Origin of the sequence: Pseudomonas sp. Pse35 (genome assembly GCF_024519715.1) — a bacterium.
Classification (GTDB): Bacteria; Pseudomonadota; Gammaproteobacteria; order Pseudomonadales; family Pseudomonadaceae; genus Aquipseudomonas; species Aquipseudomonas paracarnis.
Genome location: NZ_JALJRP010000018.1, coordinates 1 through 23,600, shown reverse-complemented (window position 1 = coordinate 23,600; position 23,600 = coordinate 1). Strand labels below are relative to the sequence as shown.

Sequence of the window (23,600 nt, the reverse complement as noted above, 5' to 3'; positions counted from 1 at the left end):
TCAGAAGAATCCGGGTTCATAGTTCCTCTCTCGCTCGTGTAGCATCCGCGCCTATGAAGTTTCCAGGAAGATTTACCAGCGGCTTGATTCTGCTGTTCACGAGCTGCGGCGCATTGGCGCAAAGCGAACTGGACGTGCGGATCAAACCCTCGAACGACGCGCTGAAAGCCAACATCGAAGGCTACATCGGCGGTGTGGGCGATCGTGATGAAGAAGCCTTGCTGCGGTTCAGCCGTGGCGCCGAGGAGCAGGCGCGCAAAGCCGCGCAGGCCCTGGGCTACTATCAGCCGCAGATCAACAGCGAGGTGAAGGGCGGCAAGAACCCGCGCCTGACCCTCACCATCGACCCCGGCGAACCGGTGCACTTGCGCGACGTCACCATAAGGGTCGACGGCCAGGCCGCGAGTCTCAAGACCTTTCGCGTGCCCGCCAGCGACGACCTCAAGCCCGGCGCCGTGCTCAATCACGGCCATTATGAAGACGCCAAGCGCCTGATCCAGAACCAGGCCTCGCGCTACGGATTTTTCAGCGGGCGCTTCACCAGCCAGAAACTTGCCATAGACCCTCAAGCGGGCGTGGCCGACATCGAACTCATTTACGACAGCGGCCCACGCTACAGCATGGGCAAGGTCAGCTTCACCGGCGACACGCCCTTTGATGAAGAGCTGTTGCAGCGCATGGTGCCGTTCAAGCCCGGCACACCCTATGACTCCGAACTGGTCGCCGAACTCAACCAGAACCTGCAAGCCAGTGGCTTCTTCGAAGGCGTGCGCGTCGACGCCAGCCCCACCGCCGCCACCGATGATGTGATCCCGGTGGCGGTGCAACTGGACACCCGCAAGCCGCGCACCATGGGCCTGGGCCTGGGTTATTCCACTGACGTCGGCCCACGGGGCAAAGCCAACTGGACGCGCCATTGGGTCAACCCACAGGGCCACAGTTATGGCTGGGAAGCTGAACTGTCGGCGCCACGGCAGAACGTCGGGTTGTGGTACGACATCCCGCTCGACCCGCCGCTCACTGACAAATTGCGCTTTGCTGGCGGCTACCAGAATGAAGAGATCGCTAACACTGACACCCTGAGCAAGCTGCTCACCATCGGCCCCGAATGGCACAGCAAGTTGCCCAGTGGCTGGACGCGGGTGATCTCCCTCAAGTACCAGCGCGAAGAATATCGCCTGGGCAATGACTCGGGCCTGAGTAACCTGCTGATGCCTGGCGTGAGTTATTCCTACCTGCGCAGTGACAACCGCATCGACCCGCACCATGGCTACCGCCTGATGTTCGACACCAAGGTCGCCAAAGAGGGCCTGGGGTCCGACACCAACTTGCTTTACGGCACAGCGACGGTCAAGGGCTTGACCACCTTGTGGGACAACCACCGCTTCCTGGGCCGTGCGCAATTTGGCGGCAGTGCCACCAATGGCTACAAATCCGTGCCTCCTTCCTTGCGCTTCTTCGCCGGTGGTGACCAGAGCGTGCGCGGCTACGAGTACCAGACGCTATCGCCCGAGAACGATCGCGGCGACCGCATCGGCGGCCGCTACATGGTGGCCTTGAGCGCTGAGTATCAATATTCCATCACCGATAAATGGCGTATCGCGACCTTTGTCGACCAGGGCAACTCGTTCAACAACCTGGACTTGCCCAGCCTGAAAACCGGCGTGGGCGTCGGCGTGCGCTGGGTGTCGCCGGTGGGGCCGATTCGCCTCGACCTGGCCCATGCCCTCGAAGATCCGGGCGGCATTCGCTTGCACTTTTCCATGGGGCCTGAGCTGTGATGCGTGGTTTGAAAATAGCGGGGCTGGCGTTGGTTGCCATCCTCGTCTTGCTGTTGTTGGCGCTGTGGTCAGTGCTTGGCACCCAGGCGGGCAGTCGTTGGGCCTTGGCCCAGGTGCCAGGTTTGAGCGTGGAAAATTTCCAGGGGCGCCTGGGAGGGCAGTGGAGTGCCGATCATTTGCTGTGGCAGCAGGATGGCAGCCGCGTCGAGCTGAATGCACCGACGTTTGACTGGTCCCCCGGCTGCCTGCTGCGCATGACCCTGTGCATCAACCGACTGGATGTGGAACAGGTCAGACTGGAATTCGCCCCCAGTGCCGAAGAGAGCGACAGCGGGCCGATTCAACTGCCCGACCTGAAGCTGCCGGTTTCTCTCCAGTTGGGCGATGTTCGCATTGGCAGCCTGCTGTTCAACGGCAATGAAGAACTCAAGGGCCTGCAACTGGTGGCGCATTGGACTGGCGCCGGTATGCAGATCGACTCGGTACATTTACAACGCGACGACCTGGTGCTGGACCTCGCCGGCCTGCTGCAACCCACCGGCGACTGGCCGCTGAACGCCACCGGCAACCTCAGCCTGCCCTACGCCCCAGGCGGTGTTCCCTGGAGCGTTGCGCTCAAGATCGATGGCGACCTGCTCAAGACTCTCAAGCTCGACGCCGACAGCAGCGGCTATCTGCCGGCCAAGCTCACTGGCGAGCTGCAACCCCTGGTGGAAAACCTGCCGGCGCAGGTGCACATCACCTCCGAGTCGTTCAAACCCAGCGCAGACCTGCCCGATACCCTGCAACTCAACCAACTGGACTTGAACGCTAAAGGCGACCTGAGCAATGGCTACCAGTTGCTGGGCAAGGCCGTGCTACCGGCCGAAAACGGCCCGGTGGATTTACTGCTCAAGGGCAAGGTTGACGCCAAGGGCGCACAGATTGCTGGCCTGGACCTGACGGCCGGCGACAAGCAAAGCCTCAAGCTCAGTGCCAACCTGGACTGGCAACAAGGCTTCAGCGCGGACGCCAAGATCGACTGGCTGGACTTCCCCTGGCATCGCCTCTATCCGGTCATTGACGAACCGCAAGTGACCTTGCGCACCTTCAACGGTGAAATCTCCTATAAAGACGGCAACTACCTGGGCAATCTCAAGGCCGACCTCGACGGCCCGGCGGGCAAGTTCAATGTGGTCACCCCCTTCAGTGGCGACCTCAAGCAGGTCTTCCTGCCTGAGCTGAAACTGAGTGCCGGCCAAGGCAAGGCCGAAGGCCACCTGAACCTGCAATTTGCCGACGGCATTGCCTGGGACACTGCGCTGGATCTGTCGGCGCTGAACCCTGCCTACTGGGTCGCAGAGTTGCCCGGCACCCTGGCCGGGCCGCTGCGCAGCAAAGGTGAGTTCAAGAACGAACAACTCAAGCTCAACGCTGACCTCGACCTCAAGGGCCGCCTGCGCGGGCAAACCGCTGTGCTGGCGGCCAAGGCCGAAGGCGCCGGCGAACAATGGACCCTCGCCAACCTGGACATCCGCCTGGGCGACAACCGCATCAATGGCAGCGGCAGCCTGCAACAGCGTCTGGCCGGGCAGATCGACATCAAGCTGGCGCGCCTGGCCCAGCTCTGGCCGCAACTGCGTGGGCAAGTCAACGGGCGTGTCGAAGTGGCTGGCACCTTGAAAGCCCCTCAAGGCAAGCTCGACCTCAAGGGTCAGCAACTGGCCTTTGCCGACAACCGTCTGCAAACCCTCAACCTGGACGCCAACCTTGATAGCGCCCAGCGCGCCAAGCTCGACCTCAAGGCCAACGGCATTCAAAGCGGCGAGACGCAAGTCGGCAACCTCACCGCCAGCGCCCAAGGCGATATCAAGAACCAGAAAGTCCAGCTGGCGCTGACTGGCCCGCTGGTCAAACTGGCCCTGGCCCTGGATGGTAACCTTGACAAAGACAACTGGCGCGGGCGCCTGGCCAGTGGCGACGTGCAAGCCGGTGGCCAAGACTGGCGGCTGCAAGCCCCGGCGAAGATCGAACGCCTGGCCGATGGCAAGCTGACCTTCGGTGCGCACTGCTGGGTCTCCGGTGGCGCCAGCCTGTGTGGGGAAGACCAGCGCCTGATGCCCGAGCCGAAGTTGCGTTACCACCTCAAGCAATTCCCCCTCGACAGCCTCGCGGGGTTCTTGCCCAAAGACTTCGCCTGGCAGGGCAGGCTCAACGCCGATGTGCAACTGGACCTGCCCCAGAGCGGCCCAAAAGGTGTGGTCGCGGTGGACGCCAGTGGCGGCACCCTGCGCGTGCGCGACAAGGGCCAGTGGCTGGATTTCCCCTACGACACCCTGAAGCTGGAAACCACCCTCAATCCCAAGCGCATCGACACTCAGCTCAACTTTCATGGCGGCAAGCTCGGCGAGTTGCTGTTGCAGGCGCAGATCAACCCGCTGCCAAACAACAAGCCAATCACCGGCAACTTCAGCCTTACTGGCCTGGACCTCGCCGTGGCGCGGCCCTTTGTGCCAATGGTTGAAAAACTCACCGGCAAGCTCAACGGCAGCGGCCGCATCTCCGGCGGGTTGCTCACGCCGCAGGTCAACGGCAACTTGAACCTGGTGGACGGTGAAGTCTCCGGGCCGGAGTTGCCCATCAGCCTCGAGGGCCTGAACCTGCAGGCGCAGATCGCCGGTGAAAGCGTGCAGCTCAACGGTGGCTGGCGCAGCGGCAAGGCCGGGCAGGGCAGCCTCACGGGGCAGATCGACTGGGGCCGTGCCCTGGTGGTCGACCTCAGCCTCAAAGGCTCGCAACTGCCGGTCACCGTGGAGCCCTACGCCAAGCTGGAAGTGGCCCCCGACCTGAAGATCAGCCTCAAGGACGACAAACTGGCGATTGCCGGTAAAGTCCACATCCCCCGTGGCGACATCACCGTGCGCGAACTGCCGCCTTCGACGGTCAAGGTGTCCGACGACACCGTGATCATCGGCAGCCAGACCGAAGAGGGCAAAGCGCCGATGGCCATGGCCATGGATATCGACGTGGAAGTGGGTGAGGACCAGCTCAACTTCGCCGGCTTCGGCCTCACCGCCAAGGTTCAGGGCCATGTGCATATCGGCGACAACATGGACACCCGTGGTGAGCTGTGGCTCAACGACGGCCGCTACCGTGCCTACGGCCAGCGCCTCAATGTGCGCCGCGCACGCCTGTTGTTCGCGGGGCCCTTGGACCAGCCGTTCCTGGATATCGAAGCGGTGCGCATCGTTACCGAATCCAGCCGCACGGTCACCGCAGGTATCCGCCTGAGCGGCAGCGCCGAACAACCCACCACGCAGATCTTTTCCGAGCCGGCCATGGCCCAGGAAGATGCGTTGTCATACCTGGTGCTGGGCCGTTCGCGCACCAACACTGGCGAAGACAACAACATGCTCGCCGAAGCCGCCCTGGGCCTGGGCTTGATGGGCAGCGCTGGCGTGACTTCGGATATTGCCAATAAGCTGGGGATTCAGGATTTTGATCTGGACACCCAGGGTACGGGTAACAGCACCGCCGTGGTGGCCAGCGGCAAGATCAACGAGAAGCTCAGCTTGCGTTATGGGGTAGGGGTGTTCGAGCCGGCTAACACCATTGCCTTGCGCTACCTGCTGAGCAAGAAGGTGTACTTGGAAGTGGCCACGGGCGTAGCGAGTTCCCTGGATATCTTCTACAAGCGCGATTTCTAAACCTTGCCCGATCAAAAAATGTAGGAGCGAGCTTGCTCGCGAAAAACGTCAACGATAACGCGTGCATCCTGAATGCACGCGGTGCCCGTGAGTTTTTTCGCGAGCAAGCTCGCTCCTACAAAAAGCCTTAACTGGACTCTCGCTGATTTGATTGCTGTCCAAGGCTCTAAGTTACTCAACTACCAAGCAACCTAATTATTCCATTTGACATTCGCTGCCTAAGCAGTAACATCTCGTCACACATTCACTGCCTAGGCAGTAATAAGGTGACTTTCGATGCCTCACTTCACCCCTGACAACTTCCACAACTGCCACCTCGGGCTGTTGCTGGGCCGCGCCGCGATCCTCAAGGACCGCATCATCGACACCCATATGGAACCCCACGGCATCACCGCCGCGCAGTTCAAGGTGTTGATCATCATGGCCCAGTTCGGCGTCGATACCCCGGCGGAGCTGTGCCGCAACCTATCCCTGGATAGCGGTTCGATGACGCGCATGCTCGACCGTCTGGAGCAAAAAGACCTGCTCAGCCGCAAGCGTTCCGAGCTGGACCGGCGCCAGGTGCAGTTGGTGCTGACCGCCGAGGGCCAGCGCCTGGCGGACATGCTGCCGCACATCGGCGCCAAGGCTCTCAACCAGTTGGCCGGTGTGCTTGAGCCGGGCGAGCTGGAAACCCTGGAGCGGATCCTGAAGAAAATGCTGATCGCTGCGGGTGACCCCATCACGATCCAGCGGGTAGGTAGATCATGAACACACGCGCATTCAGCCTGGTGCTGGCGGCGATGACGTTGGCCGGTTGCGCCAATTACAGCGGCCTCGACACCCAGGGCCAGCGCCTCGACGCCAATACCTTGCACACCGGTAAATCCCTCAGCGGCGTGACGCTGTCGAGCGCCGCCTGGCCGGCCGCCGACTGGTGGAAAAGCCTGGGCGACCCACAGCTTGACGGCCTGATCCAGGAAGCCCTGCAGAACAGCCCCGACATGCAAGTCGCCGACGCCCGCGCCCACCAGGCCGAAGCGGCGGCCTATGCCGCCAACGCCGCCCGTATGCCGACCCTGGATGCCAGCGCCGGCGTGAGCCGTTCGCGCCTGGCCAAGGACCAGGACCCACGCGGGCAGGGCGATGCCTATTCGACGGTGCGCAACATCGGCGCCAGCTTCAATTACAACTTCGACCTGTGGGGCGGCCAGCGCGCCGCCTGGGAAGCGGCGTTGGGCGAGGCCCGTGCTGCCGAAGTCGACCAGCAGGCCGCGCGCCTGACACTGGCCGCGAACGTGGCCAAGGCCTACAGCGACCTGGGCCAGGCCCATATCGTGCGTGACCTGGCCGTGGATGACCTCAAGCGTACCCGCCAGATGCTCGACCTGAGCAAGCGCCGCCTGAGTTCCGGTATCGACAGCGAGTACCAGTTCCAGCAGACCGAGAGCCTGGAAGCCAGCTCTCAGTCGCAACTGATTGACGCGGAAAAACAACTGCAAAGCGCCAAGATCGCGTTGGCTGTGTTGCTCGGCAAAGGCCCGGACCGCGGTGACGAGTTGGCGCGCCCAGCGGTGCTCAAACCCAGCGCCGTGGCCGTGCCGGCGGTGTTGCCTGCCGAGTTGCTTGGCCGTCGCCCGGACCTGGTCGCCGCACGTTGGCGCGTAGAGGCCGCGAGCAAGAACATCGCTGCCAGCAAGACCCGCTTCTACCCCAACCTCAACCTGAGCGCGAGCGCCGGTGCCGAGTCGTTGCTGGGCGATGCGATGTTCGGTTCGGCCAGCCGCTTCTTCAACATTGCTCCGACGATTTCGCTGCCGATCTTTGACGGCGGCCGTCTGCGCGCCGACCTCGATGCTCGCGATGCCGACTACGACCTGGCCGTGGCCCAGTACAACAAAACCCTGGTGCAAGCCTTGGGCGATATCGGCAACAGCCTGTCCCAACTGCGCGACACCGGGCGGCAGATCCAGGCCCAGCAACATGCCGCCGACATCGCCCAGCAGTCCTACGACACCGGGGTGCAACGCTACAGCTCAGGCATCGGTAACTACCTGGATGTGCTCAGCATCGAGCAGCAATTGCTGCAGGCCCAGCGTCAGCTGGCCACCCTGAATGCGGCGCAGATCGACCTGTCGATTCAATTGATGCAGGCCCTGGGTGGCGGGTACCACGCCAACAGCGTGGCCGCGACCACCCCAGCTACACGCACGGAATAATTTGAGGTATTTGTCATGGCCACTGCCGACAGCAACAACGCAACCGAACAACCCAAAGACACCAACCCCCGCAAACGCAAAGTGATGCTGATCGGCCTGGCGCTGATCGTCATCCTGAGTGTGGTGGGCGTGTGGGCCTGGTATGAGTTCTACGGGCGCTTCAATGAAAGCACCGACGACGCCTATGTGAACGGCAACGTGGTGGAAATCACCCCGCTGGTCACCGGCACCGTGGTCAGCATTGGCGCCGACGATGGCGACCTGGTGCATGAAGGCCAGGTGCTGATCAACTTCGACCCCAACGACGCCGCCGTCGGCCTGCAGAGTGCCCAGGCCAACCTGGCCCGCACCGTGCGCCAAGTACGCGGCCTGTACAGCAACGTCGATGGCATGAAAGCCCAGGTCAATGCGCAGAAGGCCGATGTACAGACGGCCCAGGACAACTACAACCGCCGCAAGACCCTGGCCCAGGGCGGCGCGATTTCCCAGGAAGAACTGTCCCACGCTCGCGACAGCCTGACCGCTGCCAAGAACGCCTTGACCAACCTTGAGCAACAACTGAAAACCACCAATGCCCTGGTGGATGACACGGTGATTTCGTCCCACCCCGATGTGCAAGCGGCCGCCGCGCAACTGCGCCAGGCGTACCTGACCAATGCGCGTAGCACCTTGATCGCGCCGGTCACCGGCTATGTGGCCAAGCGCACCGTGCAACTGGGCCAGCGCGTCCAACCGGGCACCGCGCTGATGGCGGTGATCCCGCTGGACCAGCTGTGGATCGACGCCAACTTCAAGGAAACCCAACTGCGGGATATGCGCATCGGCCAGCCGGTGGATATCGAGTCGGACATCTACGGCAGCGACGTCAAGTACAGCGGCACCGTCGACAGCCTCGGCGCCGGCACCGGCAGCGCGTTCGCCTTGTTGCCTGCACAGAACGCCACCGGCAACTGGATCAAGATCGTGCAGCGGGTACCGGTGCGCATCCATATCAACGCCGAAGAGCTGGCCAAACACCCGCTGCGCGTGGGCTTGAGCACCGTGGTCAACGTAGACCTGCACGACCAGAGCGGCCCGGTGCTGGCGCAACAGGCGCCGCAAAAAGCCTCGTTCACCACCAACGTGTATGACCGCCAATTGGCCGAGGCCGATGCCATGATCAACCAGTTGATCCATGACAACAGCGTCGCCGCTCCCAAGGCTGCGCAACGCTGATGAGCAATAACGCCTCGTTCACGCCACCCAGCCTGTTGATGGCCACTATTGGCCTGTCGCTGGCGACCTTCATGCAGGTGCTCGACACCACCATCGCCAACGTGGCGTTGCCGACTATCTCCGGCAACCTGGGGGTGAGTTCGGAGCAGGGCACCTGGGTGATCACTTCGTTTGCGGTGAGCAACGCCATCGCCTTGCCGCTCACCGGTTGGTTGAGCCGGCGCTTTGGCGAGGTGAAGCTGTTCTTGTGGGCGACCCTGCTGTTCGTGCTGGCGTCGTTCCTGTGCGGTATCTCTACCTCGATGCCTGAGCTGATCGGCTTTCGGGTGCTGCAAGGCTTGGTCGCCGGGCCGTTATATCCGATGACCCAGACCTTGTTGATTGCAGTCTACCCGCCGGCCAAGCGCGGCATGGCCCTGGCGTTATTGGCGATGGTCACGGTGGTCGCGCCGATTGCCGGGCCCATCCTCGGCGGCTGGATCACCGACAGCTACAGTTGGCCGTGGATCTTTTTCATCAACGTGCCCATCGGTATCTTTGCGGTGATGGTGGTGCGTTCGCAGTTGAAGAAGCGTCCGGTGGTCACCAGTTATCAGCCGATGGATTACGTTGGGCTGCTGAGCCTGATCGTCGGTGTGGGCGCCTTGCAGATCATCCTCGACAAGGGCAATGACCTGGACTGGTTCGAGTCCAACTTCATCATCATTGGTGCGGCCATTTCGGTGATTGCCCTGGCGGTGTTCGTGATCTGGGAGATGACCGACAAGCACCCGGTGGTCAACCTGCGGCTGTTCGCGCACCGTAACTTCCGGATCGGCACCATCGTGTTGATCCTGGGTTATGCGGGCTTTTTCGGCATCAACCTGATCCTGCCGCAGTGGCTGCAAACCCAGATGGGCTACACCGCCACCTGGGCCGGGCTGGCAGTGGCGCCCATCGGCATTTTGCCGGTGCTGATGTCGCCGTTCGTGGGCAAGTACGCGCACAAGTTCGACCTGCGCCTGCTGGCGGGCCTGGCGTTCCTGGCGATTGGCTTGAGCTGCTTTATGCGCGCCGGCTTCACCAACGAAGTGGACTTCACCCACATCGCCATGGTGCAGCTGTTCATGGGTATCGGCGTGGCGCTGTTCTTCATGCCGACCTTGAGCATCCTCATGTCCGACCTGCCGCCGCACCAGATTGCCGACGGCGCGGGGCTTGCGACCTTCCTGCGCACCTTGGGCGGCAGCTTCGCGGCCTCGCTGACAACCTGGATCTGGATCCGCCGGGCCGACCAGCACCATGCCTACATGAGCGAGAACATGACCGTCTACGACTCGACCACCCGCGATGCGTTGCAGGCGCTGGGTGGGGCAGGGCAGAAGGCCTATACCCAACTGGACCAGATTCTCACCAGCCAGGCGTACATGATGTCCACCGTGGATTACTTCACGTTGCTGGGGTGGATGTTCATGGGCTTGATGTTGTTGGTGTGGCTGGCCAAGCCACCGTTCACGGCGAAGGCCGGGCCTGCGGCTTCGGGGCACTGATTGTAAGGTCAGCGCGGTCCCTGTGGGAGCTGGCTTGTGTGGGAGCTGGCTTGCCTGCGATAGCATCACCTCGGTGCATCTGATACACCGAGGTGTCTGCATCGCAGGCAAGCCAGCTCCCACAGGTTGAACGGTGTTGTGTCAGAGGTTCAGGCGCCAGGCAACGCCAACTGCGGGTTGACGAAGTCAAACGCCGCCAGCTGAAATCCTTGCTCATCCACCTGCAGCGCCCACCCTTGCTTGTCCCAGTCCCCCAGCACAATGCGCTTGGCCGCCTGGTCGCCGATCTGCAACTTATGGATGGCGGGGCGGTGGGTATGGCCGTGGACCAGGGTGCGCACGCCGAACTGCTGCATCACCCGTGGCACTTCTTCAGGGGTGACATCGACAATGTCGTTGGCCTTCATGCGCACTTGAGCGCTGCTCTCACTGCGCAACTTGCGCGCCAGTTTGTGGCGGGTGCCCAAGGGCAGGTGGCGCAGGATAAACAGTACAACCGGGTTACGCAGGATGCGCCGCAGCTTCATATAGCCGAGGTCGCGGGTGCAGAGGCTGTCGCCGTGCATCAACAGCACTGGCTCGCCATACAACTGCACGACCGTCGGGTCCTTGAGCAAGGTAGCGCCTGCCGCTTTGCAGAACGCCTTGCCGATCAGGAAATCACGGTTGCCGTGCATGATGAAAATCGGGGTGCCGCTGTCGCTCAGCTCACGCAGAGCCGCGCAGATGGAACGCTGGAAGGGGGTCATGCCATCGTCGCCAATCCAGGCTTCGAAGAAGTCCCCCAGAATGTACAACGCCTGGGCGCCACGGGCGCGGCCGTGGAGCAGATCCAGAAACGCCCGGGTGATGTCCGGGCGCTCCTCTTCCAGATGCAAATCTGAAATCAGCAATATCACCCAACGATCTCGGCTTTCTCGACGATCACGTCTTCGGCTGGAACGTCCTGGTGACCGGCCTTGGAGGTGGTCGATACGCCTTTGATCTTGTCGACAACGTCAGTGCCTTCGGTGACTTTACCGAACACCGCGTAGCCCCAACCCTGCACGTTCTTGCCGCTGTGGTTCAGGAAGGCGTTGTCGGCGACGTTGATGAAGAACTGCGCGGAGGCCGAATGCGGCTCCATGGTACGGGCCATGGCGACGGTGTACTTGTCGTTGGAAAGGCCGTTGTCCGCTTCGTTCTGGATGCTTGGACGCTTGTCTTTCTTCTCTTTCATGCCCGGCTCGAAACCGCCGCCCTGGATCATGAAGTTACCGATGACACGGTGGAAAACAGTGTTTTCGTAGTGGCCGGCTTTGACGTATTCGATGAAGTTGGCGACGGTGATCGGCGCTTTCTCGGCGTTCAGCTCGATAACGATGTCACCGTGGTTGGTGGTCAGTTTGACTTGAGTCATGTTCGCTACTCTTTTCAGGGAATTCGTGGGTGTGGGCGCCTGGGCACCTTACCTGTCTGGCTAAACGACGGCCAAGGCGCGCAGTTTAGCGTGCCCTGCGGGAATTTCGAGGTGGTTTTTTACCGCCCGGGCAATTAATTGGCCGCGCTCTGTATGTGTCTTGACTGCTTCGGCTATTATGAGCCCTTTGTTTTATCTGGCCCCACCTGGCCACGCACCTGTCTGTTCAAGGATCCTATGAGCAAGCCCACTGTCGACCCTACCTCGAATACCAAGGCCGGACCTGCCGTCCCGGTCAATTTCCTGCGCCCGATCATCCAGGCGGACCTGGATTCGGGCAAGCACACGCAGATCGTCACCCGTTTCCCACCTGAGCCCAACGGCTACCTGCACATCGGCCACGCCAAGTCGATCTGTGTGAACTTCGGCCTGGCCCAGGAGTTCGGTGGCGTCACGCACCTGCGTTTCGACGACACCAACCCGGCCAAGGAAGACCAGGAATACATCGACGCCATCGAAAGCGACATCAAGTGGCTGGGCTTCGAATGGTCCGGTGAAGTGCGCTATGCCTCCAAGTATTTCGACCAGTTGTTCGACTGGGCTGTCGAGCTGATCAAGGCCGGCAAGGCCTATGTGGACGACCTGACCCCCGAGCAGGCCAAGGAGTACCGTGGCACGCTGACCGAGCCGGGCAAGAACAGCCCGTTCCGCGACCGTTCGGTGGAAGAGAACCTGGACTGGTTCAACCGTATGCGCGCCGGCGAATTCCCGGACGGCGCCCGCGTGCTGCGCGCCAAGATCGACATGGCCTCGCCGAACATGAACCTGCGCGACCCGATCATGTACCGCATCCGCCATGCCCATCACCACCAGACCGGTGACAAGTGGTGCATCTACCCCAACTACGACTTCACCCACGGTCAGTCGGACGCCATCGAAGGCATCACCCATTCCATCTGCACCCTGGAGTTCGAGAGCCATCGCCCGCTGTACGAGTGGTTCCTGGACAGCCTGCCGGTCCCGGCGCACCCACGTCAGTACGAGTTCAGCCGCCTGAACCTGAACTACACCATCACCAGCAAGCGCAAGCTCAAGCAACTGGTCGATGAAAAACACGTGCATGGCTGGGACGACCCGCGCATGTCCACGCTGTCGGGCTTCCGCCGCCGTGGCTACACCCCGGCGTCGATCCGCAACTTCTGCGATATGGTCGGCACCAACCGCTCCGACGGCGTGGTCGATTTCGGCATGCTCGAATTCAGCATCCGTCAGGACCTCGACGCCAACGCCCCGCGCGCCATGTGCGTGCTGCGCCCGTTGAAAGTCGTGATTACCAACTACCCGGAAGGCCAGGTCGAGAACCTCGAACTGCCGCGTCATCCGCAGAAAGAAGAGCTGGGCGTGCGCAAGTTGCCATTCGCCCGCGAGATCTACATCGACCGTGACGACTTCATGGAAGAGCCGCCAAAAGGCTACAAGCGCCTGGAGCCGAACGGCGAAGTGCGCCTGCGCGGCAGTTACGTGATTCGTGCGGACGAAGCGATCAAGGACGCCGACGGCAACATCGTCGAGCTGCGCTGCTCGTACGATCCGGACACCCTGGGCAAGAACCCTGAAGGCCGCAAGGTCAAGGGTGTGGTCCACTGGGTGCCGGCCGCTGCCAGCATCGAATGCGAAGTGCGCCTGTACGATCGTCTGTTCCGCTCGCCAAACCCTGAGAAGGCTGAAGACAGCGCGAGTTTCCTCGACAACATCAACCCTGATTCCCTGCAAGTGCTCACAGGTTGTCGTGCCGAGCCATCGCTTGGCGACGCACAGCCGGAAGACCGTTTCCAGTTCGAGCGCGAAGGCTACTTCTGCGCGGATATCAAGGACTCGAAACCAGGCGCTCCGGTATTCAACCGTACCGTGACCTTGCGAGATTCGTGGGGCCAGTGATTTAAGGGAAACATCGTGCTAACGATCTACAACACGCTCAGCAAGACCAAAGAAGTCTTCAAGCCGCTGGACGGCAACAAGGTGCGCATGTACGTGTGCGGCATGACCGTGTACGACTACTGCCACATCGGCCACGGCCGCAGCATGGTTGCCTTCGACCTGGTGACCCGCTGGTTGCGTTTCAGCGGCTATGACTTGACGTACGTGCGCAACATCACCGACATCGACGACAAGATCATCAACCGTGCCAACGAAAACGGCGAGTCGTTCGACGCGCTGACCGAGCGCATGATCGCCGCCATGCACGAGGACGAGGCGCGCCTCAACATCCTCAAGCCGGACATGGAACCGCGTGCCACGGACCACATCCCTGGCATGCACGCGATGATCCAGACCCTGATCGACAAGGGCTACGCCTACGCCCCAGGCAACGGCGACGTGTACTACCGCGTCGCCAAGTTCATGGGCTACGGCAAGCTGTCGCGCAAAAAGATCGAAGACCTGCGCATCGGCGCGCGGATCGAAGTCGACGAAGCCAAGCAGGACCCGCTCGACTTCGTACTGTGGAAAGGTACAAAGCCGGGCGAGCCGAGCTGGGAGTCGCCGTGGGGCGCCGGGCGTCCGGGCTGGCACATCGAATGCTCGGTGATGTCCACCTGCTGCCTGGGCGAGACCTTCGACATTCATGGCGGCGGCAGCGACCTTGAGTTCCCGCACCACGAAAACGAAATCGCCCAGAGCGAAGCCGCCACAGGCAAGACCTACGCCAACGCCTGGATGCACTGCGGCATGATCCGCATCAATGGCGAGAAGATGTCCAAGTCCTTGAACAACTTCTTCACCATCCGCGACGTGCTGGAAAAGTACCACCCGGAAGTGGTGCGTTACCTGCTGGTGTCCAGCCACTACCGCAGCGCCATCAACTACTCGGAAGACAACCTCAAGGACGCCAAGGGCGCCCTGGAGCGTTTCTACCACGCGTTGAAAGGTTTGCCTGCGGTGGCGCCGGCAGGCGGCGAAGCCTTCGTGGCACGCTTCACCGAAGTGATGAACGACGACTTCGGTACCCCGGAAGCCTGCGCCGTGCTGTTCGAGATGGTGCGCGAGATCAACCGCTTGCGCGAGACCGATATCGACGCAGCGGCGGGCCTGGCGGCGCGTCTGAAAGAACTGGCCAGCGTGCTGGGCGTGTTGCAGATGGAGGCCGATGACTTCCTGCAAGCCGGCGCTGAAGGGCGTGTGGATGCCGCTGAGGTAGATGCACTGATCCAGGCGCGTCTGGCGGCTCGCACCAATAAAGACTGGGCGGAATCCGACCGTATCCGCGACCAACTGACCGCGATGGGTGTGGTGTTGGAAGACGGCAAGGGTGGGACGACGTGGCGGTTGGCTGACTGACCGTTGATAGCTGCACGCTGAATGAAAAACGCCCTGACTGGTTCGGGGCGTTTTTTTACAAAAAATAGCGATGTCACTTAGCGTTTCCACCACCAGTTCAAGTCGCGTTTAACTGGGAGTGCGAGTGCATGCAGTATGAAGAACGCTAGTGCGATCCAGCCAATGATTGGATAGTTTTCGATGACTTCTGGATGAGTACCGAAGTATAAGTATTTGTCAAATTGAGCGATTTCCATATGTGTCATCATAAAGAAAATATTGACTGCTAAGCAGATATAGATTTTTGTATATCCAAGTCCTTTGCCGGAGAAGATAACTCTAAGCCAGTAAGCGAATAACAGCCCCAGTGGCGAGAGTATTAGAAAAGCCATAATAATCACTTTTTAGACTCTTCATGTAGTTGCTTTAATGTGATTGCATCTGTTGCGGCCTCCGCTGTCAGCGAAGTTGGTGTCATGGTTTTATAGGCTCGTATCCGGTCTGAATCCAAATACCTAAATAAACGCCAAGCATCTGGTTTGTATATATGTCTTACAGTGCTGTAGATAGATAGGCTAATATCAACGGCGCCGTAGGCCATGTTTGCTTCCCGCTCTCCGTGACCGACGGCGGATGCAACTGATTGATATGCTGTACGAACCGGACCGACGGTATCGGATCTACCTGTTACTAGGTTGTGTCCACCTTCATATAAATTATTAGCGCCATGTGCCATTAATGGCACTCCTGCGACGAGGCACAGGGTACCCACCGATGCGTAGCAAATTCCGGCACCAGTAGCTATTTGAAGCGCGCCTGCAACGGCTCCAATTCCATTTCTCCCAATTGCTATTGACTGATCCAGCAAACTACGCTGCTCTTTTTTTATCTCGATCAGCCCCTCTGCGACGGTCTTTTTTCCCTGCTCCACATCGTTAACAATACTGCGAGCGTAATAGGCCACTTCCCGATTGAATATCGAGCGAGTCACACCGTCCTGCAGATGACGAGCGCTGATTGTGCAAGCCTGGCTGGTCAGGTTGCCTGCGGCTTGGCTGACGACCCATAAGTCATAAAAGCTCGGTGTTTGATTTTTGTTCTTTGATTTCATCGCCCGGTTTCCCATGAGCCATAGCCGCTGGTCCCCGCGATGTGATGTGTCCAGATAATTTCCCGATAACGAATCGACAGATGTTCTTGTGCGTCTACATCATTCAGGAGTACGGAATGGGGAACGTCCACGGTCAGGCTGGCAATGATGCAGCCCCTTATATCGACGGTGTAGTATTTTTCGTGCCGACCAAACTGTGAAATTCGATAGAAGTTGATGACGCAGTTCAGTTCTTCTCTGTTGGATAACGCCACGGCCAACAAGGGCGAGGATTTATCAATGTTTTTTGTGATGACCACCGGGCCGTGAGTGGAAGCTCTGACATTGCCGGTGTTGAGCATATTGTGATTGAAGGACATCACCATGATTTCGTCTCGGTGCCCCTCCTGGCACTTGTTGCCGATGGAGTCTTGGGTTGAGCAACCAGCCGAGATCAGGCCTTGAGATTTTCCGTTAATGGACATGTAGCCGTGGTTAGCCATGGACGTTGGCATCCTGATTTATTCGCCATAAACATACAAAAGAATGTAAATAGGAAATATCGGATGTTTCGCCTTTTATCGTGCGAGTAGGATGTAGGATTATTCGATTTTTGTCTGGGATTTCGACTTGGTGCGGGCCGATGATGCTGAGCTGGCGCAATTGGCGGCGCGTATCCGCTCTTTTGCCTGGCGCCAAACCAAATGGTGGGAGCTGGCTTGCCTGCGATAGCGCAGTTTCAGTCAATGATGCTGTAACTGATAAACCGCTATCGCAGGCAAGCCAGCTCCCACATTTTTACTGAATTCGCCTGAAGAGTCAGCGGCGGCTGCTGACTTCGGCGGGCACGTCATCACCGGCCATGCGTTTGCGGAACAGCGCGGTTCGCGCCAGCAGCAGTGTGGTGACCGGCACGGTGATCGCGAGCAAAATCGGAATCAACCAGCCATGCAATACCGGCCCGGACTTGAGCACCGAAAAGTAGATGATTGACGCCAACGCCACGCTCCACGCCCCCAACGTCGAGGCTAGTGCTGGCGGGTGCATGCGTTGGAAAAATTCTTTCATTCGCAGCAAGCCAATCGCGCCAATCAAGGCAAACAGGCCGCTGAGCAACAGCAACGCCGCCACGATAATTTCAACCCATAACGGCATCATTCAATCACCTCGCCACGCAGCAGGAATTTGGCCAGGGCGAACGAGCCGACGAAGCCGAACAGCGCGATCAATAGCGCCGCTTCAAAGTAAGTGTCGCTGGCATAGCGAATACCCAGGGTCAGCATCATCAGCATCGCCAGGATGTACAGGTAGTCCAGCGCCAGTACCCGGTCCTGGGCCGAGGGGCCTTTGAACAGGCGCACCAGGGTCAGCACCATGGCCAGGGAGAACAGGAACAGGCTGAACAGGATCGCATTGGCGAGCAGGGCGCTCATTCGAAGATCTCCATCAGGGGCCGTTCGTAGGCTTGCTTGAATTGCTGGATAAACGAGGCTTCGTCATCCAGGTCGAAAACGTGCAGCAGCAGGATGCTGCGGTCCAGGGCCAGCTCCGACCAGACGGTGCCGGGGGTCACGCTGGTGATCATCGCCAGCACAGCCAGGCCGTTGGCGTCGCGCAGGTCCAGGGGGATCTTGATAAAGCGCGAGCGCGGTGGGCGGGAGCCGCAGGTGAGTACGCCCCATGCCACGTGCAGGTTGGAGATGATCACATCGAGGCCGACCCGGAAAAACAGGCGGATGATCACCCCAGGGCGGCGGATGCGGATCGGCAGCGGGCGCAGCGGCGCCATCATCAGCGGCGCAAGAAAGCCCAACAGTGCGCCCAGCAGCAGGTTGCCGGGGCTGATCGACAAGTTCAGCACCAGCCACAATACCCACAACGCCAACGACAGCCAGGGAGCCGGGAACAGACGCTTCATGGCTGCACCTCCAGGGCGGCGGCCTTGGCTTCAGGGCTCGGCACTGGCCGGGTCGCGAGCACTGCCATCACGTAGTGTTCCGGGTTGTTCAGGCTTTCGGCAGTGGCCTGGGTGTAGCGCATCAGCGCCTCGGCCTTGAAGGTCAGCGCGATGCTCAACCCCAGCAGCAGGAAGATCGGCACACACTCGTAGCGGCGCAGCAGCGGTGATGGGCGTTCTTCCGGGGTCCAGAAGCGCTGGATGCCGAGGCGGGCGAAAGCGATGAGCGAGGCCAGGCCAGAGAGAATCAGCAGCGCCACCAGGCCCCAGGCCGCCGGGCGGATGGACTCGTCCACGGCGTTGCCCAAGCCCAGTGGGTTGATCAGCGCGCTCAACAGGCTGAGCTTGCCGATAAACCCGGACAGCGGCGGCATGCCGATAATCAGCAGCGCGCAGGCGATAAAGCTCAGGCCCAGGAAGGCCATGGTCCAAGGGATGACCTGGCCGATCACCGCTTTTTGCTCATCGTCCAGGTTCACACCCGGGCGCGGATGCAGCGATTCCATGGCTTTGGGCAGCGCATCAATTTCTTCATCCAGCGGCAGGTCGTTGGCCGAACGCGAACGCTCGATCAACTCCGCCAGCAAAAACAGCGCACTCAGTGCCAGGGTAGAACTGACCAGATAGAACAGCGCCCCCGCGGTCAGGCTCGGCTGGGCAAACCCTACCGCTGACAGCAGGATACCCGCCGACACCAGGATACTCAGGCTGGCCATGCGCTCCAGGCGCTGCGCCGCCACCATCGCCAGTGCCGCGCAAATGATGGTCGCCATGCCGCCATACACCAGCCAATCGCCGCCAAACAGTGCCGAAGCCCCGGCCTGGCCGGAGAACAGCAGGGTCCACAGGCGCAGCACGGTGTACACGCCGACCTTGGTCATGATCGCGAACATTGCCGCCACCGGCGCGCTGGCGGAGGAATAGGCGGGTGCCAGCCAGAAGTTCAGCGGCCACATGCCGGCCTTGGCCAGGAACGCCGTAGCCAGGATCGCTGCACCAGCATGCAACAGGCCGCGATCAGCCTCCGGCACCAGCGGGATCTTCAACGCCAGGTCGGCAAAGTTCAGCGTGCCGGTGACGCCGTAGATCATCGCCGCGCCAATCAGGAACAGCGACGACGCCAGCAGGTTGATCGCAATGTAATGCAGCCCCGACGACACCCGCGCACGGCCGGAACCGTGCAGCATCAGGCCGTAGGAGGCGGCCAGCAGCACTTCGAAGAACACGAACAGGTTGAACAGGTCGGCGGTGAGGAAGGCGCCATACAGCCCCATCAGTTGGATCTGGAACAGGGCATGGAAGCTGGTGCCCGCACGGTCCCAGCGGGCCATGGCGAACAGCAGCGCGCTGACGCCGATAACCCCGGTCAGCACCAGCATCATCGCCGACAGTTGGTCCACCACCAGGACGATGCCGAACGGCACCTGCCAGTTGCCCGGCAGATACACACCAATCGAGCCGGGGCCGCCTTGTTGCGTCCAGTACAACAGCAGCACGGCAACGCCCAGTCCGGCGATGCTGGAGCACAGATTGATCTGGGCTTTGAGTGGGCGGCGTTTCTCGCCCAGCATCAGCATCAGCCCGGCGGTGAGCAGCGGCAGCAGGATCGGCGCGACGATCAGTTGATTCATCCACGTCATTCCTTGGGCTCCCGGCCGTCTACATGGTCAGTGCCGGTGAGGCCCCGGGATGCCAGCAGCACCACCAGGAACAACGCGGTCATGGCGAAGCTGATCACGATGGCCGTGAGCACCAGGGCCTGAGGCAGTGGATCGGTGTAGTTGAGCAGGTCTTGGGGCACGCCGTCCTTGATGATCGGCTCCTTGCCGATAAACAGGCTGCCCATGCTGAAGATGAACAGGTTGACCCCGTAGGACAGCAGGCACAAACCCATGACCACCTGGAACGTCCGTGGCCGCAGGATCAACCAGACGCCGGAGGCCGCCAGGACCCCAATGGCTATTGCGATGACTTCTTCCATCAGGCGGCTCCTTCGGTTGCAGCAACCACTTTGGGCTGGTTGCTCGGTTTATGCGCGCGCACCGACTGGTGGCCGAGGGCGGTGAGCATCAACAGGGTCGAGCCCACGACCATGGCGTACACGCCGACGTCAAAGAACAGCGCACTGGCGATATGAATATCGCCCAGTAACGGCAGGCTGAAATGCCAGGTATGCGTAGTGAGGAACGGGTACCCGGCGAACAGCGCGCCCAGCCCGGTCAAGGTGGCCGACAGCAGGCCGAAGCCCATCCAGCGCATGGGCCGCAGGCTCATCTGCGCCTCGACCCACTGGGTACCGGCGACCATGTATTGCAGGATAAACGCCACCGACATCACCAGCCCGGCGACGAAGCCGCCCCCAGGTTGGTTGTGGCCGCGCATGAACAGATAAAACGACACCACCAGCGCTATCGGCAGCAACAGGCGCACCAGCACCGCCGGCACCATCATAAAGCCCAGGGCGGTGTCGCTGGCCTGGCGCGGGTTGACCAGGTCGGTGGCCACGTCCGGCGCCAGTTGGCGCTGTTGGGGTGGCAATTCCATGCTTTCCTTGGACGGGCGGAAGCGGCGCAGCAAGGCGTACACGGTCAAGGCCACAGCGCCCAGTACGGTGATTTCGCCCAGGGTGTCGAAGCCACGGAAGTCCACCAGCATCACGTTCACCACATTGCTGCCGCCGCCTTCGGGCAGGGCACGGCTTAAGTAGAACGAGGAGATATCGTTGGGCGTCTGGCGGGTCAGCATCGCGTAGGACAACAGCGCCATGCCGCCGCCCACCACAGTGGAGAGCAGCAAGTCACGCAGGCGGCGGATACGCGCCTTGCGCAGCGAGCTGGGCAGGGGTGAGACCTCTTCGATCCGCCTTGGCAGCCAGCGCAGGCCGAGCAGGATCAGCACGGTGGTGACCACTTCCACCACCAATTGGGTGAGGGCCAGGTCCGGCGCCGAGAACCACACGAAGGTGACGCAGGTCATCAGGCCGCACACGCTGACCATGGTCAGGGCCGCCAGCCGGTGGTACTTGGCTTGCCAGGCGGCGCCGAGGGCGCAGGCAATCGCCAGCAACCACAGGGTCACGAAGACGATGGAACCCGGGATTTTCGGGCGGTCGCCCCAGCTGAGGCCACTGTTGATCATCGGGATCATCGCGCCGATCACTGCCAGCAGCACCAACAGGAACAACTGGGTTTGCAGGCGCTTGGTGCTGATGCGTTTCTCGATGCGGCGCACGCCGCGCATCATCACCACCAGGCAGCGCTCGAAACCGCGCTTGCCGTTGAAGTAGCCGATCAGCGGTGGGTATTCGAAGCGGCCACGCTTGAGTTGCTTGCGCAGCATCAGGTACAGCACCACGCCGCCGGTCATTGCCACCAGGCTCATGATCATCGGCGCGTTCCAGCCGTGCCAGATCGCCAGGCTATATTCCGGTAGCGTACCGCCCACCACCGGCAGGGCGGCAGCGGCGAGGATCGAGCCGACCACCTGGGCCGGGAAAATCCCCACCAGCAGACAGGTGAACACCAACAGCTCGACGGGTGCGCGCATCCAGCGCGGCGGCTCGTGGGGCGTGTGCGGCAAGTCGGTGGCGGGCGGGCCGAAGAATACGTTCACGGTAAAACGCAGGGCATAGGCCACGCTGAATGTACCGGCAATGGTCGCGATCACCGGCAGGGCGATTTCCACCCATTGGGTCGACGAGATAAACACGGTTTCGGCAAAGAACATCTCTTTGGACAGGAAGCCATTGAGCAACGGCACCCCGGCCATGGACGCGCTGGCGACCATCGCCAGGGTCGCGGTAAACGGGATCAGGCGCACCAGCCCACTGAGCTTGCGGATATCCCGCGTGCCGCTTTCGTGGTCAATGATGCCCGCCGCCATGAACAGCGAAGCCTTGAAGGTGGCGTGGTTGAGAATGTGGAATACCGCGGCAACTGCGGCCAGTGGGCTGTTGAGGCCCAGCAACAGGGTGATCAGCCCGAGGTGGCTGATGGTGGAATAGGCCAGCAGGCCCTTGAGATCGTTTTGAAACATGGCGCAGTAAGCGCCGAGGAGGAGAGTGAGGGCGCCGGCACCGCCGACGATCCAGAACCATTCTTCGCTGCCGGACAGCGACGGCCACAGGCGGGCCAGCAGGAACACGCCGGCCTTCACCATCGTCGCCGAGTGCAGGTAAGCCGAAACCGGGGTGGGCGCCGCCATGGCATGGGGCAGCCAGAAATGGAAGGGGAACTGCGCGCTTTTGCTCAAGGCGCCGATCAGCACCAGGGCGAGCATGACCGGGTACAGCGAATGCGCGCGAATCTGATCGCCCGCCGCCAGCACCTGGTCCAGGTCATAGCTGCCGACGATATGCCCCAGCAGCATCACTCCCGCCAACAGGCACAGCCCACCCGCGCCAGTGACCATCAGCGCCATATACGCCCCGCGTCGCGCATCGGCGCGGTGGTGCCAATAGCCGATCAACAGGAACGAGAACAGGCTGGTCAGTTCCCAGAAGAATACGATCTGGATCAGGTTGCCGGAGATCACCAAACCCAGCATGGCGCCCATGAACGCCAGGAAAAATGCAAAGAAACGCGGCACCGGGTCGTCCGGCGACATGTAGTAGCGCGCATACAGCGACACCAGCGTGCCGATGCCCAGCACCAGCATCGAGAACAGCCAGGCAAACCCATCCATGCGCAACACGAAGTTGAGCCCCAGGCTGGGCAACCACATGAATTCTTCGCGGATCACGCCACCGTGGGCGATCTGAGGGTAGAGCAGGGCGACTTGAATAGTACCGACCAGCGCCACAAGGCCGGCCAACAGCGATTCGGTGTTACGTGCGTTATGCGGCAGCAAGGCCGCCAGACAGCTGCCGATAAAAGGCAGAAGCAGTAGAACTATCAGGGACATAGGCTTCTAATCTGCGGGAGTTTGGGATGCATCATACGTGCCGCTTTCACGATCACCAAACGGCAAGATGTGGCAGGATCCTACAAGGTAGGCTGAAACCTCCCATTTGGCACTGTTTCAACTTGCCCTTGAATTAAAATGCAGACCTCTGTGGGAGCCGTTATCTGCAGCGACGCCGTACCTGTGGCGAGGGAGCTTGCTCCCGTGAGGGGCTGACAGTTGACGCTTATCTCCCTGACACCCCACGATCCAATTGTGGGAGCTGGCTTGCCTGCGAAGACGGCCTGACAGCCGACACCTATCTCCCTGACACCCCGTGATCAAACTGTGGGAGAGGGCTTGCTCGCGAAGGCGGTCTGGCAGCCTAGACGGTTGGATTGTGTACATATCCATTGCTGCGGTAACGGCTACTTAGGGTTCCGCCTGACGGCGGCCCACGGATTCAAGCCTGCGTTCGGCCAGCGTGGTTTAACCGGGGCGCCTGAGATCAAGATCACAAGCAGATCAAGATCAAGAGCGGCTCGCTTC

The 23,600-nt window shown here is 61.0% G+C and carries 19 protein-coding genes; 8 read left to right on the top strand and 11 right to left on the bottom strand.

Translation table 11 applies throughout. The features are described 5' to 3' along the window. Nucleotides 1-53: 53 nt before the first annotated feature. The 6 genes from OC445_RS16225 (at nt 54) to OC445_RS16200 (ending at nt 10,409) form a co-directional block, all read left to right on the top strand. A complete protein-coding gene (locus tag OC445_RS16225; protein ID WP_198790540.1) occupies nt 54-1,781 on the top strand; it encodes an autotransporter assembly complex protein TamA in 1,728 nt (575 codons plus the stop codon). Next, nucleotides 1,781-5,467 (top strand): translocation/assembly module TamB domain-containing protein, encoded by a 3,687-nt coding sequence (locus OC445_RS16220; RefSeq protein ID WP_198790539.1) that lies wholly within the window; start codon nt 1,781-1,783, stop codon nt 5,465-5,467. The genes OC445_RS16225 and OC445_RS16220 overlap by 1 nt, the downstream gene beginning before the upstream one ends. Nucleotides 5,468-5,743: 276 nt before the next feature. After that, nucleotides 5,744-6,217, top strand: a complete 474-nt coding sequence (locus OC445_RS16215) for a MarR family winged helix-turn-helix transcriptional regulator (RefSeq protein ID WP_014718945.1) — start codon at nt 5,744-5,746, stop codon at nt 6,215-6,217. After that, nucleotides 6,214-7,665: an efflux transporter outer membrane subunit gene (locus OC445_RS16210; RefSeq protein ID WP_198790538.1), complete on the top strand. Its 1,452-nt coding sequence runs from the start codon at nt 6,214-6,216 to the stop codon at nt 7,663-7,665. The genes OC445_RS16215 and OC445_RS16210 overlap by 4 nt, the downstream gene beginning before the upstream one ends. Before the next feature lie 15 nt (nt 7,666-7,680). Further along, nucleotides 7,681-8,880, top strand: a complete 1,200-nt coding sequence (locus tag OC445_RS16205) for an efflux RND transporter periplasmic adaptor subunit (protein ID WP_034127907.1) — start codon at nt 7,681-7,683, stop codon at nt 8,878-8,880. Continuing rightward, nucleotides 8,880-10,409: a DHA2 family efflux MFS transporter permease subunit gene (locus OC445_RS16200; protein ID WP_020302329.1), complete on the top strand. Its 1,530-nt coding sequence runs from the start codon at nt 8,880-8,882 to the stop codon at nt 10,407-10,409. The genes OC445_RS16205 and OC445_RS16200 overlap by 1 nt, the downstream gene beginning before the upstream one ends. A gap of 149 nt (nt 10,410-10,558) precedes the next feature. On the opposite strand, the gene lpxH is transcribed toward OC445_RS16200, so the two are convergent. Both lpxH and OC445_RS16190 read right to left on the bottom strand, forming a co-directional pair. Further along, nucleotides 10,559-11,308, bottom strand: coding sequence for a UDP-2,3-diacylglucosamine diphosphatase (lpxH, locus tag OC445_RS16195; protein WP_014718941.1), 750 nt, complete (start codon nt 11,306-11,308; stop codon nt 10,559-10,561). Continuing rightward, entirely contained in the window at nt 11,305-11,808 is a 504-nt protein-coding gene (locus tag OC445_RS16190) for a peptidylprolyl isomerase (protein ID WP_003174772.1), read from the bottom strand. The genes lpxH and OC445_RS16190 overlap by 4 nt, the downstream gene beginning before the upstream one ends. A gap of 237 nt (nt 11,809-12,045) precedes the next feature. Between OC445_RS16190 and OC445_RS16185 the strand changes: the two genes are divergently transcribed. Continuing rightward, nucleotides 12,046-13,746, top strand: coding sequence for a glutamine--tRNA ligase/YqeY domain fusion protein (locus OC445_RS16185; RefSeq protein ID WP_003192174.1), 1,701 nt, complete (start codon nt 12,046-12,048; stop codon nt 13,744-13,746). Between the two features lie 15 nt (nt 13,747-13,761). Then, entirely contained in the window at nt 13,762-15,144 is a 1,383-nt protein-coding gene (gene cysS, locus OC445_RS16180; protein ID WP_032902823.1) for a cysteine--tRNA ligase, read from the top strand. Between the two features lie 77 nt (nt 15,145-15,221). Here cysS and OC445_RS16175 read toward each other — a convergent pair whose 3' ends face one another. The 9 genes from OC445_RS16175 to OC445_RS16135 form a co-directional block, all read right to left on the bottom strand. Next, a complete protein-coding gene (locus OC445_RS16175) occupies nt 15,222-15,515 on the bottom strand; it encodes a hypothetical protein (RefSeq protein ID WP_233097269.1) in 294 nt (97 codons plus the stop codon). A 5-nt stretch (nt 15,516-15,520) separates the two neighbouring features. Then, a complete protein-coding gene (locus tag OC445_RS16170; RefSeq protein WP_127880715.1) occupies nt 15,521-16,234 on the bottom strand; it encodes a DUF4225 domain-containing protein in 714 nt (237 codons plus the stop codon). Further along, nucleotides 16,231-16,716, bottom strand: a complete 486-nt coding sequence (locus OC445_RS16165; RefSeq protein WP_124412574.1) for an Hcp family type VI secretion system effector — start codon at nt 16,714-16,716, stop codon at nt 16,231-16,233. The genes OC445_RS16170 and OC445_RS16165 overlap by 4 nt, the downstream gene beginning before the upstream one ends. A 316-nt stretch (nt 16,717-17,032) precedes the next feature. Further along, nucleotides 17,033-17,371, bottom strand: a complete 339-nt coding sequence (locus OC445_RS16160) for a Na+/H+ antiporter subunit G (RefSeq protein WP_034127905.1) — start codon at nt 17,369-17,371, stop codon at nt 17,033-17,035. Further along, nucleotides 17,368-17,646: a K+/H+ antiporter subunit F gene (locus tag OC445_RS16155; protein WP_003192168.1), complete on the bottom strand. Its 279-nt coding sequence runs from the start codon at nt 17,644-17,646 to the stop codon at nt 17,368-17,370. Before OC445_RS16155 ends, OC445_RS16160 begins: the two co-directional genes overlap by 4 nt. After that, entirely contained in the window at nt 17,643-18,131 is a 489-nt protein-coding gene (locus tag OC445_RS16150; RefSeq protein ID WP_054897285.1) for a Na+/H+ antiporter subunit E, read from the bottom strand. Before OC445_RS16150 ends, OC445_RS16155 begins: the two co-directional genes overlap by 4 nt. Beyond that, complete coding sequence (locus OC445_RS16145) at nt 18,128-19,810, bottom strand: monovalent cation/H+ antiporter subunit D (RefSeq protein WP_034127904.1); 1,683 nt, start codon at nt 19,808-19,810, stop codon at nt 18,128-18,130. Before OC445_RS16145 ends, OC445_RS16150 begins: the two co-directional genes overlap by 4 nt. Beyond that, nucleotides 19,807-20,151: a Na+/H+ antiporter subunit C gene (locus OC445_RS16140; protein WP_003192163.1), complete on the bottom strand. Its 345-nt coding sequence runs from the start codon at nt 20,149-20,151 to the stop codon at nt 19,807-19,809. Before OC445_RS16140 ends, OC445_RS16145 begins: the two co-directional genes overlap by 4 nt. After that, a complete protein-coding gene (locus OC445_RS16135) occupies nt 20,151-23,072 on the bottom strand; it encodes a monovalent cation/H+ antiporter subunit A (RefSeq protein ID WP_198790535.1) in 2,922 nt (973 codons plus the stop codon). The genes OC445_RS16140 and OC445_RS16135 overlap by 1 nt, the downstream gene beginning before the upstream one ends. Nucleotides 23,073-23,600: the final 528 nt, after the last annotated feature.